Origin of the sequence: Virgibacillus necropolis, from assembly GCF_002224365.1 — a bacterium.
Taxonomy (GTDB): Bacteria; Bacillota; Bacilli; order Bacillales; family Amphibacillaceae; genus Virgibacillus_F; species Virgibacillus_F necropolis.
The window spans coordinates 1781010-1799631 of the sequence record NZ_CP022437.1 but is presented as its reverse complement, the minus strand read 5'-3'; the positions used below and the strand labels follow the sequence as shown (position 1 = coordinate 1799631).

General features: G+C 36.1%; 16 protein-coding genes. 1 reads left to right on the top strand and 15 read right to left on the bottom strand.

Annotation, left to right across the window (positions count from 1 at the left end):
- Positions 1–3: 3 nt before the first annotated feature.
- The 8 genes from mutM to citZ all read right to left on the bottom strand — a co-directional run bounded on the left by mutM (position 4) and on the right by citZ (position 10027).
- A complete protein-coding gene (gene mutM, locus CFK40_RS08375; protein WP_089531877.1) occupies positions 4–828 on the bottom strand; it encodes a DNA-formamidopyrimidine glycosylase in 825 nt (274 codons plus the stop codon).
- 15 nt (positions 829–843) lie between these two features.
- Entirely contained in the window at positions 844–3486 is a 2643-nt protein-coding gene (gene polA / locus CFK40_RS08370) for a DNA polymerase I (RefSeq protein ID WP_089531876.1), read from the bottom strand.
- A 223-nt stretch (positions 3487–3709) separates the two neighbouring features.
- On the bottom strand, positions 3710–5080 hold the full coding sequence (gene pnpS, locus CFK40_RS08365) for a two-component system histidine kinase PnpS (protein WP_089531875.1): 1371 nt from the start codon (positions 5078–5080) through the stop codon (positions 3710–3712).
- Positions 5080–5772: a response regulator transcription factor gene (locus tag CFK40_RS08360; protein ID WP_089531874.1), complete on the bottom strand. Its 693-nt coding sequence runs from the start codon at positions 5770–5772 to the stop codon at positions 5080–5082. The genes pnpS and CFK40_RS08360 overlap by 1 nt, the downstream gene beginning before the upstream one ends.
- A gap of 163 nt (positions 5773–5935) precedes the next feature.
- On the bottom strand, positions 5936–6412 hold the full coding sequence (locus CFK40_RS08355; protein WP_089531873.1) for a MaoC/PaaZ C-terminal domain-containing protein: 477 nt from the start codon (positions 6410–6412) through the stop codon (positions 5936–5938).
- A 172-nt stretch (positions 6413–6584) separates the two neighbouring features.
- Positions 6585–7523 carry a malate dehydrogenase gene (gene mdh / locus CFK40_RS08350; protein ID WP_089531872.1) on the bottom strand — a complete coding sequence of 313 codons (939 nt, stop codon included), beginning with the start codon at positions 7521–7523 and terminating at the stop codon, positions 6585–6587.
- A 20-nt stretch (positions 7524–7543) separates the two neighbouring features.
- A complete protein-coding gene (gene icd / locus CFK40_RS08345) occupies positions 7544–8815 on the bottom strand; it encodes an NADP-dependent isocitrate dehydrogenase (RefSeq protein ID WP_089531871.1) in 1272 nt (423 codons plus the stop codon).
- Between the two features lie 96 nt (positions 8816–8911).
- Positions 8912–10027, bottom strand: coding sequence for a citrate synthase (gene citZ, locus CFK40_RS08340; RefSeq protein WP_089531870.1), 1116 nt, complete (start codon positions 10025–10027; stop codon positions 8912–8914).
- Between the two features lie 273 nt (positions 10028–10300).
- Between citZ and ytvI the strand changes: the two genes are divergently transcribed.
- Entirely contained in the window at positions 10301–11407 is a 1107-nt protein-coding gene (gene ytvI / locus CFK40_RS08335; RefSeq protein WP_089531869.1) for a sporulation integral membrane protein YtvI, read from the top strand.
- 10 nt (positions 11408–11417) lie between these two features.
- Here ytvI and CFK40_RS08330 read toward each other — a convergent pair whose 3' ends face one another.
- The 7 genes from CFK40_RS08330 to CFK40_RS08300 all read right to left on the bottom strand — a co-directional run bounded on the left by CFK40_RS08330 (position 11418) and on the right by CFK40_RS08300 (position 18603).
- Positions 11418–11804, bottom strand: coding sequence for an FxsA family protein (locus CFK40_RS08330; protein ID WP_089531868.1), 387 nt, complete (start codon positions 11802–11804; stop codon positions 11418–11420).
- A 69-nt stretch (positions 11805–11873) separates the two neighbouring features.
- Positions 11874–13634: a pyruvate kinase gene (pyk, locus tag CFK40_RS08325; RefSeq protein WP_089531867.1), complete on the bottom strand. Its 1761-nt coding sequence runs from the start codon at positions 13632–13634 to the stop codon at positions 11874–11876.
- A 33-nt stretch (positions 13635–13667) separates the two neighbouring features.
- Complete coding sequence (pfkA, locus tag CFK40_RS08320; protein ID WP_089531866.1) at positions 13668–14627, bottom strand: 6-phosphofructokinase; 960 nt, start codon at positions 14625–14627, stop codon at positions 13668–13670.
- A 137-nt stretch (positions 14628–14764) separates the two neighbouring features.
- Entirely contained in the window at positions 14765–15727 is a 963-nt protein-coding gene (gene accA / locus CFK40_RS08315; protein WP_089531865.1) for an acetyl-CoA carboxylase carboxyl transferase subunit alpha, read from the bottom strand.
- The gene (accD, locus tag CFK40_RS08310; protein WP_089531864.1) at positions 15724–16584 is read right to left on the bottom strand and encodes an acetyl-CoA carboxylase, carboxyltransferase subunit beta; all 861 of its coding nucleotides are present in this window, start codon (positions 16582–16584) and stop codon (positions 15724–15726) included. Before accD ends, accA begins: the two co-directional genes overlap by 4 nt.
- Positions 16585–16740: 156 nt before the next feature.
- Complete coding sequence (locus tag CFK40_RS08305) at positions 16741–17346, bottom strand: FadR/GntR family transcriptional regulator (protein ID WP_319418040.1); 606 nt, start codon at positions 17344–17346, stop codon at positions 16741–16743.
- Between the two features lie 18 nt (positions 17347–17364).
- Positions 17365–18603, bottom strand: a complete 1239-nt coding sequence (locus tag CFK40_RS08300) for an NADP-dependent malic enzyme (protein WP_089531863.1) — start codon at positions 18601–18603, stop codon at positions 17365–17367.
- Positions 18604–18622 lie beyond the last annotated feature (19 nt).

Below are 18622 nucleotides of genomic sequence, written 5' to 3'. Positions count from 1 at the left end.
AAACTATTTTTGACAATTCATACACACATGTGTACCGCGACCGCCAATTTTCATTTTGACTATTGGCCTTCCGCAAGTTCTGCATGGGTTATTTTCTTGTCCATATACATATAATGTTTGCTGGAACATCCCCATTTCACCACTACTGTTTACATAGGAGCGTATGGTGGTTCCACCTAATTCTATCGCGTGTTGAAGAATTGTTTTAGCTTCCTCTTGAATTGACTTCACTTCTTTTTTGGTAAGTTTATTCGATTTTTTCAATGGGTTCACTTTAGCTTGAAATAACGTCTCATCTACATAAATGTTTCCAAGTCCTGCGACTATTGATTGATCCAATAACGCAGCCTTTATCACGCGATCTGTTTTATGAAGCTTTTTATAAAAGTAATCAAATGTAAATGCTGCGTCAAACGGATCTGGACCTAGTTGATTTAATGGCTTTTGATCTAGCTCCGTGCCTTTATTCACAATATGCATCGTCCCAAACTTACGGACATCGTTATAGCGTAATTCATCACCATCTGTAAAAGTGAAAATTACATGTGTATGTTTCTTCACAGGTTCACCGTTTTCGTGCACACTGTATTTACCTTCCATGCGAAGATGCGAAATTAACATATAATCACTTAATTCAAATAATAAAAATTTGCCCTTACGATGTATATCTAGGATCGTTTGTTGTTGTAAATTAATTTTAAATTCTTCAACATCATCAGGCAGTTTTATAATATTAGGCCAAAATACTTCCACACCTTGAATGGTTTTATTTTGAACAAGTCGTTTTAATGTTTGTTTTACTGTTTCTACTTCTGGTAATTCTGGCATGTTAATTTCTCCTTATTACTTTGCATCGAACCAGCTGTCACCAAATTCATAATCAACCTTCAATGGAGCATTTAATGAAACAGTATGCTCCATTATATCAGGAACAATTTCTTTTAACTTTTCAAGCTCCTCTTTTGGCGCTTCCAATATTAATTCATCGTGCACCTGTAGAAGAATCCGTGCCTGAAGGTTTTCATCCTTTAATTTTTCATATAGGTCAATCATAGCCTTTTTGATAATATCTGCTGCACTGCCTTGAATTGGCGTGTTCATTGCTGTTCGTTCTGCAAAACTACGTTGATTAAAATTTCTACTTGTAATTTCAGGTAAATACCTTCTTCTATTCATCAATGTTGTGACATACCCTTGATGTTTTGCATCTTGAATACTCGTATTCATGTATGTTTTTACACCTGGATAGCTTTCTAAATAGCGATCAATGAACTTTTTTGCCTCTTTACGGGTGATGCCTAGACTCTGTGACAATCCATAATCACTTATTCCATAAACGATACCAAAGTTAACCGCCTTTGCGTGTCTACGCATAGTAGAGGTAACCTCATCTGCATTCACATGAAAAACGTCCATAGCAGTTTGTGTATGAATATCTAAGTCATTACGAAATGCTTCTATTAATTTCTCGTCTTCTGCTATGTGTGCTAACACTCTTAATTCAATTTGTGAATAATCGGCTGCAAACATAATCCAATCTTTTTGAGACGGAATAAAGGCCTGTCTTATTTTTCTTCCTTCTTCTAAACGGATCGGGATATTTTGTAAGTTTGGTTCAACTGAACTAAGCCTTCCAGTTTGCGCCAACGCTTGATTATAGCGTGTATGAATTTTCATTGTATCCTTATTTACTACTTTTAGCAGACCTTCAATATACGTGGACTGAAGTTTTCCTAACTGACGGTATAACAATAATTTTGGAATTATTTCATGTTCATCCTGTAATTGTTCCAATACATCAGCTGCAGTGGAGTAACCCGTTTTTGTTTTTTTGATGACTGGCAGCTTTAACTTTTCAAATAAAATTGGGCCTAATTGTTTTGGTGAATTCAAGTTAAATTTTTCACCCGCTAACTCATATACACTAGCTTCGATTTCATCTAAACGTTCTTTCAATTCAATACGCGTTTGTTCTAAACGTTCGATATCAACTTTTACTCCTGTATGCTCTACATCACCAAGAATTAATGCTAGTGGCATTTCAAGCTCTTGATATAATTCAAATAACTCGTTACTTTTTAAGCTAGATACCATTTTAGGTTTTACATCGTAAAGTACACGAGCCTTTCGCGCAACATGCTCAGCAAGTTTGTCTTGCTCTGGAACCTTAAGTTTTGCACCTTTTCCATATACTTCTTCATCAAATAATACATTTTTCTTTCCCAATCGGTGGCTTATTGCAGGAATATCATGATGATTTTCTGATGGATTTAATAAGTAAGATGCGAGGAGCATATCAAACGTTATTCCTTTTAGATGAATATCCTCATGATTTAGAAGCGCTACTAGTGCACCTTTTGCATCAAATAAGTATTTTTCTTGTGAAGGGTCCGTTGCCCATGATCTGAATTCCTCAGATTGTAGAGCTATTTCAGTCGGAATAAAATAAGCATGTGTTTCATTCGCAATCCCGAAACCTTCAATTGCTGCTTGATGATAGTTATCATTCACCATTTCAACTACTACTGCTTCATTTCCCGTAAATAGATCTTTTGTTACCTTATCTACTATTTCATAGTTTATGTCCTGAATTGCTTCCTGAGGTTCATCTGATTCGTCTTCTTCACCATTCAATTTGCTTAATAATGATTGAAAGCCTAGGTCTTTAAAAACCATACTTACTTTATTGGATTGATACCCTACATAGGATAGATCTTTTAATCCAATTTCGATTGGTGAATCTGTATTAATCGTAACGAGCTCTCTACTCATGTATGCATCTTCTTTATGGTCTGTGAGCTTTTCTTTTAACTTCTTTCCACTTACTTCATCTAAGTTTTCATAGACACCATCAAGTGTATTATATTGTTTCAATAATTTGATTGCAGTCTTTTGTCCAACACCAGGCACACCTGGAATATTATCTGAACTATCCCCCATCAAAGCTTTTAACTCTATTACCTGTTCTGGATCTATTTCCATTTTTTCTTTTAAAAACACCGGTGTATATGCTTCAACATCACTGATGCCTTTTTTCGTCAACTTCACTGTAACCTTGTCGGATACAAGCTGAAGTAAATCTTTATCTCCTGATATAACCGTGACATCCCATTTATCGTCATTTCCATTTTTAGCCAGCGTCCCAATAATATCATCAGCTTCATACTGATCTAACTGGTAATGTGGTATATCAAATGAATCCAAAAGTTCCTTTAATAATGGGAACTGCTCAGATAATTCTGGCGGAGTCTTTTGACGGCCACCCTTGTATTCTTTATACGTTTTATGTCGAAAAGTTGTTTTCCCTGCATCAAAAGCAACTAACATATGGGTTGGCTTTTCATCTTCTAAAATTCGAAGTAGCATAGTTGTGAACCCAAATACAGCATTTGTATAAACGCCTTTGTCATTATTCAATAATGGTAAAGCAAAAAACGCACGATAAATAATACTATTACCATCTATTAATACTAATTTATTTGACATATCTAAACCTCCCATTTCGAAAAAATATTAGCTAATCTTTTGTTTCGTTTTTGAATATCCTCTTATATGTATATAGTTACATTATAGAGCAAAAAGGGTCAAACTAACAATATAGACCATCTTGTCCATTAGTGAAGTTTATCTTATGAAAAAATTTATATTCCGTCAATCCAAAAAACTGGTCAACATCATTCACTATAAATGACGTTGACCAGTAAGCCTACTATAGATTTGTTGGAATATACACATGAAAAGTTGATCCCTCATTCAATTCACTTTCCACCTTGATTTTCCCATTATGCACTTCTATAATGTGTTTCACAATAGCTAGACCTAAACCAGTCCCACCTGTATTTCGACTTCTTGCTTTATCTACACGATAAAAGCGTTCAAACACCCTTGGAATTACTTCCTTATCAATCCCTATGCCTGTATCTGTAACAGATAGATGCATATACTCATCAATTAATTCGACCACTAATGTAATTTCACCGTTCTCAGGTGTATAACTCACTGCGTTAGCAAGCAGATTTATTAACACTTGCTTAATTTGTTCATAATCAGCTTTTATCGTAATGTTGTCTTCTACATTCACTACCAGATTAAGCATATTCATTTCTAATTGCTGACTCATCACCGCTACTACTTCATCCACGACCTTACCGATTTCAAAATCCGTAACTATTAATTTAAATTCATTTTTCTCTAATTTAGATATGGTCAATAAATCTTGAATTAATAGTTGCAAGCGATCACTTTCATCAAAGATAATTTTATGAAACTTATTTAGTACATCTGGATTATCCTCTTTATTTTCAAGAAGTGTTTCGGCAAATCCTTTAATAGAAGTTATTGGTGTTTTTAATTCGTGCGAGACGTTTGCTACGAAATCTTTTCGCATCAATTCAAGTTTCTTTAATTCAGTAATATCGTAAAAGACTAGAACAGCACCTTTTAGTACTTTCTTCTCGTTAAAAATTGGGGCTCCAATTATCTGTATATACTTTTTGTTAAAATCAATAATTTGGGTAAACGATTCCTTCATATTTTCTTCATAAAGAAAGGTTTGTTGAACTAAATGATGAATTTTTTCATTATCTAGAACCTCATAATATAGGTATCCATTATAGTCTTTTGCAGAATTTCCAAACATGGAAATAAACTTTCGATTTACCAAATGGATGTATCCTTTTTCATCAATTAATACTAGACCACTTTCTGTATTATCGATAACAGTTGCCAATTGCTTTTCGTGAATATCTTCTTGAATCGTGAGTTCACTAAGATTTCGTGCTAAAATATTGATTTTGTTGTTTAGCTCTGCAACACTTCCATTCGCAGTATGATGAATCCGAGCACGATAGTTGCCTTTAACTAATTCATCGACGGTCTTTGTTGCTTTTTTTATTGGTTTCATATATTTCTCAAAAATATGAAGTAACATGAGAACTAAAACAACAAATTCAACAAGCAACACAGCAAATAGTATAATTAAATCAGATGTTAACTGACTAATTATCACTCCGGTAAGTAATACTACTAGTAAAATTCCAATAACATATGTAAAAAGAGGTTTTTTAAATATATTATGCATTATTTCGGCTCCTCCATTTTATAACCTAGTCCTCGAATTGTTTTTATATAGCTTGGATGCTTTGAATCAGGTTCAATTTTCTCTCTTAAATGACTAACATGTACATCAACAATTCTCGTATCACCAGCAAAATCATAATTCCATACTGCGCTTAACAATTGATCTCTTGATAATATATTTCCTAAATGATCGGCTAGATAATGTAACAGTTCAAATTCTTTTCGGGTAAAGGTTATAATTTCGCCTTTCAATTCCGCTTCATATCGTTCAGGGTAAATAATCAATTCACCAATTTTATAGGAGGAATGCATTGGTTTACGGGATTTATCTGATCTTCTAATGATAGCTTTTGTTCTAGCTACTACCTCTTTTGGACTAAATGGTTTTGTAAGATAATCATCAGCACCAAGCTCAAGTCCTAGAATTTTATCTATCTCTTCATCTTTTGCTGTTAACATTAAAATAGGTGTGTCAATCCGATTTTCCCTTAGATATTTACATACCTCCATACCATCCATTTCTGGTAGCATTAAATCTAGTATAATTAAATCAAAATGAGTACTTCTTGCCTTCTTAATTGCTTCAAGTCCATCATAAGCATAATCTGTCTCATATCCTGCCTGTTCCATGTTATATGTAAGCAGCGTAACTATTGAAACCTCATCATCAACGATAAGTACTTTTTGCTTCATAACTATCCGTCCCTCCTCAAATCAATTCAATGACTGCCATTTCTTTTATAGTACATGGAACTTAACTAGAAGTGAACACAAATAATTGTTAAAAAAAATTTACAATTAAGTCTGGTAAAAAAGAAAAACTATCACCAAGTGGTAGAAAGTGATAGTTTTTCCATTAAAAAAAGTTTTCTAATGAGCTAGCGGTAATAGAGTTCGGTTTATATGCAGGACAAACCTTAATAGTCCCAGTTATGACCGAATCCCCATCTACATTATAACCTTCAACTGACAATGAAACATAATGTTCATCGTTAGTAATCGTGGTAATTCCAATCGTAAATGTTATTTCCGAGCTATGAAAAGCTGGTTTTGGGTAAGTTATTTCCTGTGAAATAATGTGACTTCCCGGTCCTGGTAAGTGCATGGAAATAATAGAAGATACCATGCCAAAAAGCATTACCGATGGAACGATAGGTTGTTTATAAGGGGTCTGTGAAGCATAATCATGCTGGATGTATAAGGGATTAGCATCATTCGTTAATCCTAAATACAGTAACAAATCTTTATCTTCAATAGTATGTACTGCTGTGTATGATTCCCCAACTTGCAATTCATTTATCTTTTTACCAAGCTTTCTCTTTTTTCCAAGCACATTCCCACCTCCATTTTATGTAAGCGTTTTCTATTATATCAAAGTCACAGATATTTTTCTAATACAATGTGAAACACGATAGTGATGATTAGCCAGATATATAATGAAATTGATTGTGTAATATGTAGAAAAAACTCCCCCTCACTACGAAGCAAGGAGAAGTTTCCCATAATTATTGCAAGACGTTTAGAACGTTTTTGACCGAGTCAGCTGATTTATCAAGGGCAGCCTTTTCATCATCATTTAAATCCAGTTCGATGATGTCTTCAATTCCTTTTCCACCAATTACGGTTGGTACACCAAGGTAAATATTAGAATATCCGTATTCTCCTTCAAGGTAAGCAATCGCTGGGATTACGCGGCGCTGATCCTTAAGTATTGCTTCAGCCATTACTGTTAACGAAGCGGCAGGCGCGTAATATGCACTACCATTACCAAGTAGGCCTACAATTTCTCCGCCACCTTTACGTGTGCGTTCAACAATTGCGTCTAAACGCTCTTTGGAGATAAGTTTTTCTAATGGAACACCACCAGCATTCGAATAACGAATTAATGGAACCATATCATCTCCATGCCCACCAAGAACAAATCCTTTAATATCTTTTACAGAAAGATTAAGTTCTTGTGCAACAAATGTACAGAAACGAGCGGTGTCAAGTACACCAGATTGACCAATAACACGTTCTTTAGGGAATCCAGATTCTTTGAATGCTGTGTAAGTCATTGCATCCACTGGGTTTGACAAGACAACGATAATAGATTCTGGGGCATATTTCGCAATTTCTTTAGCAACCGATTTCATGATTTTTGCATTCGTGTTCACTAAATCATCGCGGCTCATACCTGGTTTACGGGCGATACCTGCTGTAATAATAACTAGATCAGAATCTTTCGTTTCCTCGTAGTTAGCTGTACCAGTGATCTTAGCATCGAATCCTTGGACAGGACTTGCTTCAAGCATATCAAGTGCTTTCCCTTTTGTTGGATCTTCCATAGTTGGAATATCTACTAAAACAACATCTCCAAGTTCTTTCTGTGCAACCATTAATGCAGTGGTTGCACCTGTAAAACCAGAACCAATCACTGAAATCTTATTACGTTTAATAGCCATTGTTGCTCCCCTTCCTTACCTTAGTCCATGTTCTTAATTAATTCTTGACCAAACTCCGAACATTTAACTTCCGTTGCGCCGTCCATTAGACGAGCAAAATCGTACGTAACTACTTTTGAAGCTATTGTTTTGTCCATTGCTTTTGAAATTAGATCTGCAGCTTCTCTCCACTCAAGGTGTTCAAGCATAAGAACAGCTGAAAGAATAACGGATGAAGGATTAACCTTATCCATACCAGCATATTTAGGTGCAGTACCATGAGTCGCTTCAAAAATTGCATGACCTGTCACAAAGTTAATGTTTGCTCCTGGTGCAATACCAATTCCGCCAACTTGTGCCGCTAACGCATCTGAAACATAATCTCCGTTTAGGTTCATTGTCGCAACTACATCAAACTCATTTGGACGAGTTAGGATTTGTTGCAAGAAAATATCTGCAATTGAATCTTTAACTAGAATTTTGCCCGATTTAATTGCTTCATCTTGAGCTTTATTAGCTGCCTCTTTACCGTCTTTCTCTACAATACGGTCATATTCAGCCCATGTGAATACTTTGTCACCAAACTCTTCTTCAGCAACTTCATATCCCCAAGCTTTGAAAGCACCTTCAGTGAACTTCATAATGTTACCTTTATGAACTAATGTAACACTTTTACGACCTTCATTAATCGCATATTCAATGCTTGAACGAACAAGGCGTTTTGTACCTTCCTCAGATACAGGCTTGATACCAATACCAGATGTTTCAGGAAAACGGATATTATGTACACCCATTTCATTTTCTAGAAATTCGATAACTTTCTTCACTTCTGGAGTGCCTTTTTGCCACTCAATTCCCGCATAAATATCTTCTGTATTTTCGCGGAAAATCACCATGTCAACTTCTTCAGGGCGTTTTACTGGTGATGGAACACCTTCAAAGTAACGTACAGGGCGTAAGCATGTGAAAAGATCTAATTCTTGACGTAGCGCTACGTTTAAGGAACGAATACCACCACCGATTGGTGTAGTAAGTGGGCCTTTAATTGCAATTTTGTAGTCGCGAATTACATCAAGTGTTTCTGCAGGTAACCATTCACCTGTTTTATCAAATGCTTTTTGTCCAGCATAAACTTCTTTCCACTCGATTCCTTTTGTACCGTTATACGCTTTTTCAACTGCTGCTTCGATTACTTTGCTTGCTGCAGCCCAAATATCAGGACCAATTCCATCGCCTTCAATAAACGGAATAACTGGACGTTCCGGAACATTCATCTGTCCATTCTCAACTGTAATTCTTTCTCCTTGTACCATAAAAAAGTACCTCCTAGTCATGTTCATACAAATTTATATTATCAATTATATTATCAAAAATTTACAAGTGCACTGCTTTTTCGCTTTTCAAATGACTTAGCGATTCTCCATTGCTACATAATCCTGTGTTTTAGGTCCAATGTATTCAGCACGTGGACGGATTAAACGGTTATTAGAGTATTGTTCTAAGATATGAGCTAACCACCCTGAAACACGACTAACCGCAAAAAGTGGTGTAAATAAATCGTGATCAATTCCTAAGCTGTGGTAAACAGAAGCTGAATAGAAATCAACGTTTGCTGGTAATCCTTTTTCTTCTTTAATATAATCTTCAATTTTGACAGACATATTATACCATTTCGACTGTCCTGTTATTTTAGTCAATTCTTTAGACATATGCTTTAAATGCTTTGCACGAGGATCACCGTTTTTATAAACGCGATGTCCCATACCCATAATTTTCTCTTTTTGTTCTACTTTTTCTTTAATGTAAGGGATAGCGTTATCTTCATCACCAATTTCAGTCAACATTGCCATAACACGTTCATTTGCCCCACCGTGCAATGGACCTTTTAGAGCGCCGATTGCTGCAGTTACACCAGAATAAATATCTGATAATGTTGCAACACATACACGCGCAGTAAATGTAGATGCATTTAACTCATGATCTGCATGAAGAACAAGCGCTTTGTTAACCGCTTCAACCTCGATATCTTTTCCTTCTACACCATTTAACATAAATAGGAAGTTGGCAGCAAATCCTAGTTCTTTTTTCGGTTTAATTGGTTCTTTACCTTTACGAATACGAGCAAACGCAGTTACGATTGTTGCAATTTTTGCCTGCAACCGAATCGCTTTTTGCTTATTTGCAGCTTCTTCCATTACATCTGCTTCCTCGTCATATAGTCCTAGTAGTGATATTGCTGTACGTAATGCTGCCATTGGATGTACAGTTGATAGATTATATGAACGCAAATGTTCAATTACAGCATCTGGCAACTCCATATTGGAAGCAAGTTCCGCTTTAAAAGAATCTAATTCAGTTTTTGTTGGCAGCTTTAGATTCCATAATAAATAAATTACTTCCTCAAAACTCGAATTCTCAGCTAAATCATCAATCCTATAACCAACATATGTAAGTTGATCATCTATAATTGAACTAATTGATGATTGAGTTGCTACAACCCCTTCAAGACCTTTAGTTGTTGTCATAACATTCCTCTCCTTTTTCTATAGTTTTTCACTTTTAGTCAGGATACATTAATGAATTAATGACTACGTTTGACAATATTCGAACAACTAACATTGTCATCCCCATGGATAATTATAAAGTATAATCATAACAATGTGAATTGAAAGCGATTATTTTTACCAATATTTTTAAGAAAGTACAAATTTTTGTTGAAAGAAAATGTCTATTTTGTCCTTTCTAATCATATGTAAAATAAGACAAGCTACTTTTAATAATTATGGGGTGACACATATATGTATCTGCACTATATTGATCGTGTACTTCGGTTTTTGTTTGTTATCATAGTCCTTATAGCAGGGTTTTTGCTAGCAAAGTATACGTTACTTTTTCTTTATCCATTTATTATTGCAATTCTATGTGCTTTTATTCTTAATCCGTCGGTTAGTATTCTTGAAGAAAAATTGAGATTTCCGAGATTTATAGCTACCTTTATCACGTTATCTATTTTTTTATTAGTAAGTACATTATGTGTAGCGATCATCGTTAATGAATTAATTCAAGGCACAACCTTCTTAGCTAATCTACTCCCTACACATTTTCAGGACTTTGTGGCACTTTGCGAAGAATTTTTTTATACCTATGTTTTGCCATTATACGATAAGCTAGCTGCTTTTTTTAATTCATTAAATTCATCCCAACAACAGGCAATCAACACCAATATAGAAAAAGTAACAAACCAAATAACTACATCAGGCTCCATTTTAATCAAGGGGTTTCTATTAAACATACCAGAAACATTAAGCCTTCTTCCAAGCTCGCTAACTATATTTACTGTAACACTATTCGCTACCTTTTTAGTCACAAAAGATTGGACTCAGCTTCAATCTTTAGCGGTAAACAGTTTTCCATTTTTAAAAAAACCCATCGTTAAGGACTTTTTACACCATATAAAATCATCCATAATGGGGTTCTTAAAAGCTCAAGTCATCTTAATATTTATAACCGCGCTGTCTATTTATATTGGGTTGACGTTGCTAGATGTGAAGTATGCCCTTACAATTGCTATTCTTGCAGCGTTACTAGATTTACTTCCTTATATTGGAACAGGAGTTATTTTTATTCCATGGATTGGCTATTTGTTTTTAACAGCTAATTATTCGATGACTATACAATTGGCTATTTTATATATGTTGATTATCGTTGTTAGACAACTAATAGAACCAAAGTTATTATCTGCTAGCATAGGTTTAAACCCACTGGCTACACTGCTAACTATGTTCATTGGTTTAAATCTATGGGGAATTATGGGCTTATTTATCAGCCCAATTATCTTAATTATTTGGAATGCTTGCAATCAAACGAATGTGGTTAGGCACCTATTCATCTTTATTAAAGGCTAGTAAGTAGATACTATTTACGATAGATGATTGTACTTTTATTTAAACGGCTTTTAATAAATGCTCGAATTAAATTCTTGAATGGGTTACGTGTTAGTGGCAGGACTAAAAGAAAACCGAAAGTATCCGTGATAAAACCTGGCGTAAATAGAAAAACTGCCCCGACAAAAATGCATATACCATCTATTATTTCTTCAGCTGGTAGCTGCCCACTGTTCATAGAAAGTCTAGCACGATTCCATGTTTCGGCTCCTTGTTTCTTAGCTATCATTACACCGACAATTCCAGTAAAAATAATAATACCTACAACCCACCAAGGCCCGACTATTCCTCCAGCCCAAATGAAAATACCTATTTCCATTGCCGGAACGATTAATAGCGCAATTATTAACCAGCGCATTGGTCATCACCCTTTCCATACGAAAAAACACAAGCCACCAAAAATGAAGGGAATTAGTCCCTTCATTTTCTATAAAACACTTGTATGACCTCTATAGACATCACCTTTTGCGGAATCAATCGTAATATCATCACCATCTTTAATAAGCTCAAACACATTTTCGAGTCCAACAATTACTGGTATTCCAAGGCTCAATCCTACCACAGCAGCATGTGACGTTAAACCGCCTTCTTCTGTTATGATCCCACCAGCTTTTTCAATCGCGGGCATCATATCACGATCTGTACTATATGTCACTAAGATATCTTCTTCCGTAACTTTTGATATGGCTTCTGCAGCTGTTTTCGCTATTACTGCCTTTCCGTATGCACTTCTTCTTCCAATTCCTTGTGCTTTTGCTATTACGTCTCCAATTACATGTACTTTCATTAAGTTCGTTGTCCCACTTTCCCCAACAGGCACTCCCGCTGTTATAAGAACTCTACTTCCGCGATTAAAAAGTTCTGTTTTTAACCCTTCCTCTACCGCAATATCTAGCATTTCATCAGTGGAATTAGCTTTTCTGCCTGCCGCAGCGTGCACACCCCATACTAGTGCCAATTGACGATTTACGTGATCTGAAAATGTAACTGCCACAATTGGCGCTTTTGGACGATACTTAGAAATCATACGTGCAGTATGACCACTTTCAGTCGGAGTAATAATTGCACTTACATCTAAATTCATCGCAGTATGAGTAACAGACTGACTAATTGCATCCGTTATTGTCATATCAACCGTTTTGGAACGATTGGTCAAAATCAACTTATGATCTAGTGCCGTTTCTGCTTTTAATGCGATATTGCTCATCGTTTGAACAGATTCTACTGGATAGTGTCCAGCTGCCGTTTCACCTGAAAGCATAATAGCATCGGTTCCGTCAAAAATTGCATTTGCAACATCTGATGCTTCAGCTCTTGTAGGTCTTGGATTGCGTTGCATGGAATCTAACATTTGGGTGGCTGTAATAACAGGTTTACCTGCAATATTACATTTACTAATCAGTTTTTTTTGTACGAGTGGAACATCTTCTGCAGGAATTTCAACACCTAAATCCCCACGTGCAACCATTATCCCATCACTCACTTCTATAATGGAATCAATATTTTCCACCCCTTCATTGTTTTCAATTTTAGGGATGATATTAATATGTGTTGCATCATGTCGTTCTAACAATGCTCGGATTTCAAATACATCAGAAGGCCTACGTACAAAAGAAGCTGCAATAAAGTCTACCCCTTCTTCTATTCCAAACTCAATATCCTTTGTATCTTTGTCTGTTATACCCGGTAATTTCACCTGAACATTTGGTACATTAACACCTTTTTTATTTTTAATCGTTCCACTATTTAGCGCGGTAGTAATTATTTCTTGATTTTCTTTGTCTATTTTCTTAACTTTAAGCTCAATTAAACCATCATCAAGTAAAATGGAAGACCCGATATGAACGTCATCAATTAATCCAGGATATGTAATAGAAAAGTGTTCAGCTGTACCTTCTATTTCTTTCATAGATAATTTAACGGAAGTCCCTTCAACTATTTCATCTTCACCATTTTTAAAAGAACCAGTTCTAATTTCAGGCCCTTTCGTATCAAGAAGAATGGCAACTGTTTCCCCTGTATTTTTTGCGGCCGTTTTAATATTTTCAATTCGTTGTCTGTGTTCATCAAAATCTCCATGTGAAAAATTCAGACGAGCTACATTCATACCAGATCTAATCAATTGCTCTAGCGTTTCAATTGACTCTGAAGCTGGGCCAATCGTACAAACGATTTTTGTTTTTCTCATTCTATTTCCTCCTTGGTTGCTTTTAAGTGTATCTTATATCGATAATTCATTGGATAACTTATACATGTCCAAATTTATTGCATGTTTTTGATCTAATATTTCTAATATATCGTGGTCGACTAGTTGATTTTGTTGAATTCCTACTACTCTCCCACCATTACCTGCTAGTAATAAATCAACAGCTTTCGCCCCTAAACGGCTAGCCAAAACTCGGTCAGATGCTGTCGGTGAACCCCCGCGCTGAATATGTCCTAACACAGTAACACGGGTTTCTAAATTTGTTGCATCCTGAATACGTTTCCCGTAAGCAAACCCACTACCAACGCCCTCTGCTAAAATAATGATACTATGCTTTTTACCACGTTCATGTCCTCGTTTAAGTTTACTAATAACGGCCTTAAAATCATCTTTCTTTTCTGGAATTAATATACTTTCCGCCCCGTCAGCTAGTCCTGCCCATAAAGCAAGATCGCCTGCATCACGTCCCATAACTTCGATAACATAAGTCCGCTCATGTGATGTCGCGGTATCGCGAATTTTATCAATTGCTTCAATAATTGTATTAAGTGCCGTATCAAAGCCAATAGTGAAATCTGTGCCAGGGATATCATTATCAATTGTTCCTGGAATTCCTATGCATGGAAAACCACTTTCAGTTAACTTTTGTGCGCCTCTGAAACTACCATCCCCACCAATAACAATTAAGCCTTCGATTTCATGCTTTTTTAGTTGTTCAATACCTCTTTGCTGTCCCTCAGGTGTTTTAAATTCCTCACTTCTCGCAGAAAATAATATTGTTCCACCACGTTGTATAATATCACCAACAGAACCTATTTCCATTTTCCTGATATTCCCGTTCATTAGACCCTGAAAACCATTTTCTATTCCATAAATTTCTAATCCGTGATAAATGGATTTTCTCACTACTGCACGAATGGCAGCGTTCATTCCAGGTGCATCACCGCCACTTGTTAACACAGCTATTTTTTTCATTATAACCACCTCAATTACTTTTAAATAGATTATCTGAATATATATTTTGTATATAATTATACATTACAAGCCAATTTGCAAAAAAACCAACGATGAGGTTGACAACTGTCAACCTCATTTAGGAAAACTAATTTTATCTATTGTTCAAGTTCCTCATAATCACCAATTTGTTTATACTTTTCCCATCTTTTTTCAAGTAATTCTTCTTGATCAATTTCAATTAGTGTTGACAAGGACTTTGACAAGGCATCATTAATATAGGAAGCCTGTTGTTTAACATCCCGATGAGCTCCCCCCTTAACTTCTGGAATAATTTCATCAATTACACCAAGTTCTTTTAAATCATAAGAAGTTATTTTCATCGTTTCAGCTGCCTTTTGGGCAAGTCCGGAATCTTTCCATAGCAATGCTGCTGCTCCCTCAGGTGATATCACTGAATATGTAGAGTTTTCAAGCATATGAATGTGATCTCCAACACCAAGGGCAAGTGCTCCACCACTTCCACCTTCACCAATAACAATACAAATAATTGGCACAGTTAGACCGGCCATTTCCATTAAGTTTCGCGCGATTGCTTCACTTTGCCCTCGTTCTTCGGCAGCTTTACCTGGAAAAGCGCCTTTCGTATCGATAAAGCAAACAATAGGCCGGTTGAACTTATTAGCTTGCTTCATATGGCGTAATGCTTTTCGATACCCTTCTGGATGTGGCATACCAAAATTACGACGGATATTTTCCTTCGTATCTTTACCACGTTGATGGCCAATTATAGTAACTGGTTTACCATTGTAGTTTGCAATTCCAGCTACAATGGCAGCATCATCACCAAATGCACGATCACCGTGGAACTCCATAAAATCCGTAAATAATTCGTCAATGTAGTCAAGTGTTGTTGGACGTTCCGGGTGACGCGCCATTTGTACGCGATTCCACGGTTTTAAATTTGTATAGATATCATCTTCTAATTTAGTTAGCCGCTTTTCCAATGTGTTAATCTCGTCAGATAAGTCTATTTCACTATCTTCTGTGAAACTTTTCAATTCCGTGATTTTTTCTTTTAGATTAACGATTGGCTTCTCAAAATCTAATACTTGCCTCACTCAGAGTCCCCGCCCTTCTGATGCATATGAAGCATTGTGGTCAAAATTCGCTTCAAATCACGTCTGTGAATAACTTGATCTAGTTGCCCATGTTCTAAAAGAAACTCTGCAGTTTGAAAATCGTCAGGTAATTTTTCTCGAATGGTCTGTTCAACAATTCGTCTTCCTGCAAAACCAATTAAAGCACCTGGTTCGGCAAAATTATAATCACCAATAGATGCAAAACTTGCAGAGACACCACCAGTTGTTGGATGTGTCATGATAGATAACATCAAACCTCCAGAATCGCTAAAACGCTTGATTGCAACGGAAGTTTTTGTCATTTGCATTAAACTTAGTACACCTTCCTGCATTCGAGCACCGCCAGAAGCAGTAAAAATAATAATAGGTAATGATTGCTTTCTTGCTTCCTCAACTGCCCGGGCTATCTTCTCACCAACAACAGATCCCATACTACCCATTCGAAATCTAGCATCCATGATACTGACAACTGTAGGCTGTTCGTCTATCGTACCCTTGCCAGTGACTACTGCTTCGTTTAAATTTGTATTAATTCTGTCTTTTTCTAGTTTTTCTTCATATCCAGGGAAACCGAGTGGATTAGTAGAAATCAAATTTTTATCCCATTCCTGAAAAGAACCTTCATCAAATAAACTCTCAATCCTTTCCCAAGCATTTAATTGGTGATGGAAACCACAATTTGGGCAGACATTTAAATTTTTGTTCATTTCTTTTCGATAATATATTTTGTGGCATCCTTGACACTTTTTCATTAATCCTTCTGGTACATCCAATTTGCCTTGTTCGCCTGGAATTGGTGCATATTTCTTTTTCTTGCCGAAAAAATCCTTTAGCAAGGTAACTCCTCCTTTTCAGAAAACAGGTGAGGCTATTTTGACAAAAACATTGTGCCTATATGTAATAGCATAACGAATCATCCAAATGAATTTTGTCATAATTTGGTTTCATTTGTTTCAATAAATACTGTGAAAATTTCTGTCACAAAAAACATTTTAGACATCTTCAAATAACCCTTCAATGGCATCATATTTTTGTTTTTGATAAACAGCAATAAGATCCTCATAAAACATTTTATCATAATTACGCTCATTTATCGTCTGAGAAAAGTCCTCCATTAAGTCCCAAATTTTCGTCAATAGATGATTATCCGTTTTTTTGAATAAGAAACGGAAAAATTCACTATGTTTTTTTGTCTTATTTTCTTTTGCTATCGTTTTTAGTACATGTATATCTTCATTATCTAGTTGATGAAAAGCAAGCTTTGCAATTTCTTTTTCAATTATTATTTTTGCTACTGTCAAATCCTGCTTTGTTTTGCTGCCCTGTAAAATAAAGGAAGCTAGTAATTCAACGGTTTGGTACGGCTTATAAATACTTAAAAAAGTACCTTGACCGCTTCGTGTTTCAATTAAACCAAGTAACTCCATTGCTCTGAGCGCTTCCCTAATAGACGACCTTCCAGCTTGTAAATTTTCTGCAAGATCACGTTCAGAAGGGAGCTTATCACCAGGCTTTAAGTTATTTTCATTTATATACCTTCGAATCTCGTTTAACACGGCTTGGTATACTTTTTGTTTAGGTGACATGGACACAGCCATGACCCCCTCCTTTACGACCTACTCTGTATCTATTTGTGTTAATCTTCTCGTTTTATCAGCAATCGCTTCAGGATCAACGTTGATTCTTGCAACACCAGACTCCATTGCTGCTTTTGCAACACTTTTTGCTACAATTGGTGCTACTCTAGCATCAAACGGATTTGGGATAACATAATCTTCGTTTAGATCCTCTTCAGCTATCAACGATGCAATCGCTTCTGCAGCAGCAACTTTCATCCTCTCATTGATCCGTGTAGCTCGAACATCTAACGCTCCACGAAAAATACCTGGAAAAGCTAAAACATTATTAACTTGATTCGGGAAATCGGATCTCCCAGTACCAATCACTTTAGCACCAGCTGCTTTTGCATCATCCGGCATTATCTCTGGATCGGGATTAGCCATCGCAAAAATAATTGGGTCTGTACTCATACGCTCAACCATTTCCTTTGTTAATAACCCGCCAACTGATACACCAATAAAGACATCAGCACCTTCAAGAACTTCTTCAAGCGAACCTTCTTTATGTTCCTTATTCGTCATTTTGGCAACTTCATCTTTAACATCATTCATACCGTATGGTCGACCTTCAACTATTGCCCCTTTTGAATCACACATAATCATTTCGCGTACACCAAAACTGTGGAGTAACTTTATGATAGCAATACCTGCAGCTCCCGCCCCATTTGCAACTACCTTTATATCCGAAAAAGATTTCCCGACAACCTTCAAAGCATTAATTAAGCCAGCAATAGTAACAATTGCTGTTCCATGCTGATCATCGTGAAAGATTGGAATGTTTGTTTCCTTTTTAAGTCTTTCTTCAATAATAAAACAATTCGGTGCAGCAATATCTTCTAAATTAACCCCACCAAATGTTGGTTCCATTAATTTTACTGTACGTACGATTTCTTCTACATCATGCGTTCCAAGACAGATTGGGAAAGAATCCACTCCGGCAAAACCTTTAAATAATACAGACTTCCCTTCCATAACAGGTAGAGCCGCTTCTGGACCTATATTTCCAAGTCCAAGTACAGCTGATCCGTCACTTATAACTGCTACCATATTGCCTTTCATTGTATAATCATATACCTTTTCTTTGTGGTCATGTATTTCTTTACATGGTTCCGCAACACCGGGCGAATAAGCTAAACTCAAATCTCTAGCATTACGAATAGGTACCTTTGATTGGATAGTTAGTTTACCTTTATTTGATTTATGCATTTGTAGTGCTTCGTCTCTTAAATTCGACATGCCACTTTCTCTCCCTTTT

What these genes read in the sequence shown, in the direction of transcription:
- mutM (WP_089531877.1), bottom strand. Translation starts at nt 828, where the DNA reads ATGCCAGAATTACCAGAAGTAGAAACAGTAAAACAAACATTAAAACGA.
- polA (WP_089531876.1), bottom strand. Translation starts at nt 3,486, where the DNA reads ATGTCAAATAAATTAGTATTAATAGATGGTAATAGTATTATTTATCGT.
- pnpS (WP_089531875.1), bottom strand. Translation starts at nt 5,080, where the DNA reads ATGCATAATATATTTAAAAAACCTCTTTTTACATATGTTATTGGAATT.
- CFK40_RS08360 (WP_089531874.1), bottom strand. Translation starts at nt 5,772, where the DNA reads ATGAAGCAAAAAGTACTTATCGTTGATGATGAGGTTTCAATAGTTACG.
- mdh (WP_089531872.1), bottom strand. Translation starts at nt 7,523, where the DNA reads ATGGCTATTAAACGTAATAAGATTTCAGTGATTGGTTCTGGTTTTACA.
- icd (WP_089531871.1), bottom strand. Translation starts at nt 8,815, where the DNA reads ATGGTACAAGGAGAAAGAATTACAGTTGAGAATGGACAGATGAATGTT.
- citZ (WP_089531870.1), bottom strand. Translation starts at nt 10,027, where the DNA reads ATGACAACAACTAAAGGTCTTGAAGGGGTTGTAGCAACTCAATCATCA.
- ytvI (WP_089531869.1), top strand. Translation starts at nt 10,301, where the DNA reads ATGTATCTGCACTATATTGATCGTGTACTTCGGTTTTTGTTTGTTATC.
- CFK40_RS08330 (WP_089531868.1), bottom strand. Translation starts at nt 11,804, where the DNA reads ATGCGCTGGTTAATAATTGCGCTATTAATCGTTCCGGCAATGGAAATA.
- pyk (WP_089531867.1), bottom strand. Translation starts at nt 13,634, where the DNA reads ATGAGAAAAACAAAAATCGTTTGTACGATTGGCCCAGCTTCAGAGTCA.
- pfkA (WP_089531866.1), bottom strand. Translation starts at nt 14,627, where the DNA reads ATGAAAAAAATAGCTGTGTTAACAAGTGGCGGTGATGCACCTGGAATG.
- CFK40_RS08305 (WP_319418040.1), bottom strand. Translation starts at nt 17,346, where the DNA reads ATGGCTGTGTCCATGTCACCTAAACAAAAAGTATACCAAGCCGTGTTA.
- CFK40_RS08300 (WP_089531863.1), bottom strand. Translation starts at nt 18,603, where the DNA reads ATGTCGAATTTAAGAGACGAAGCACTACAAATGCATAAATCAAATAAA.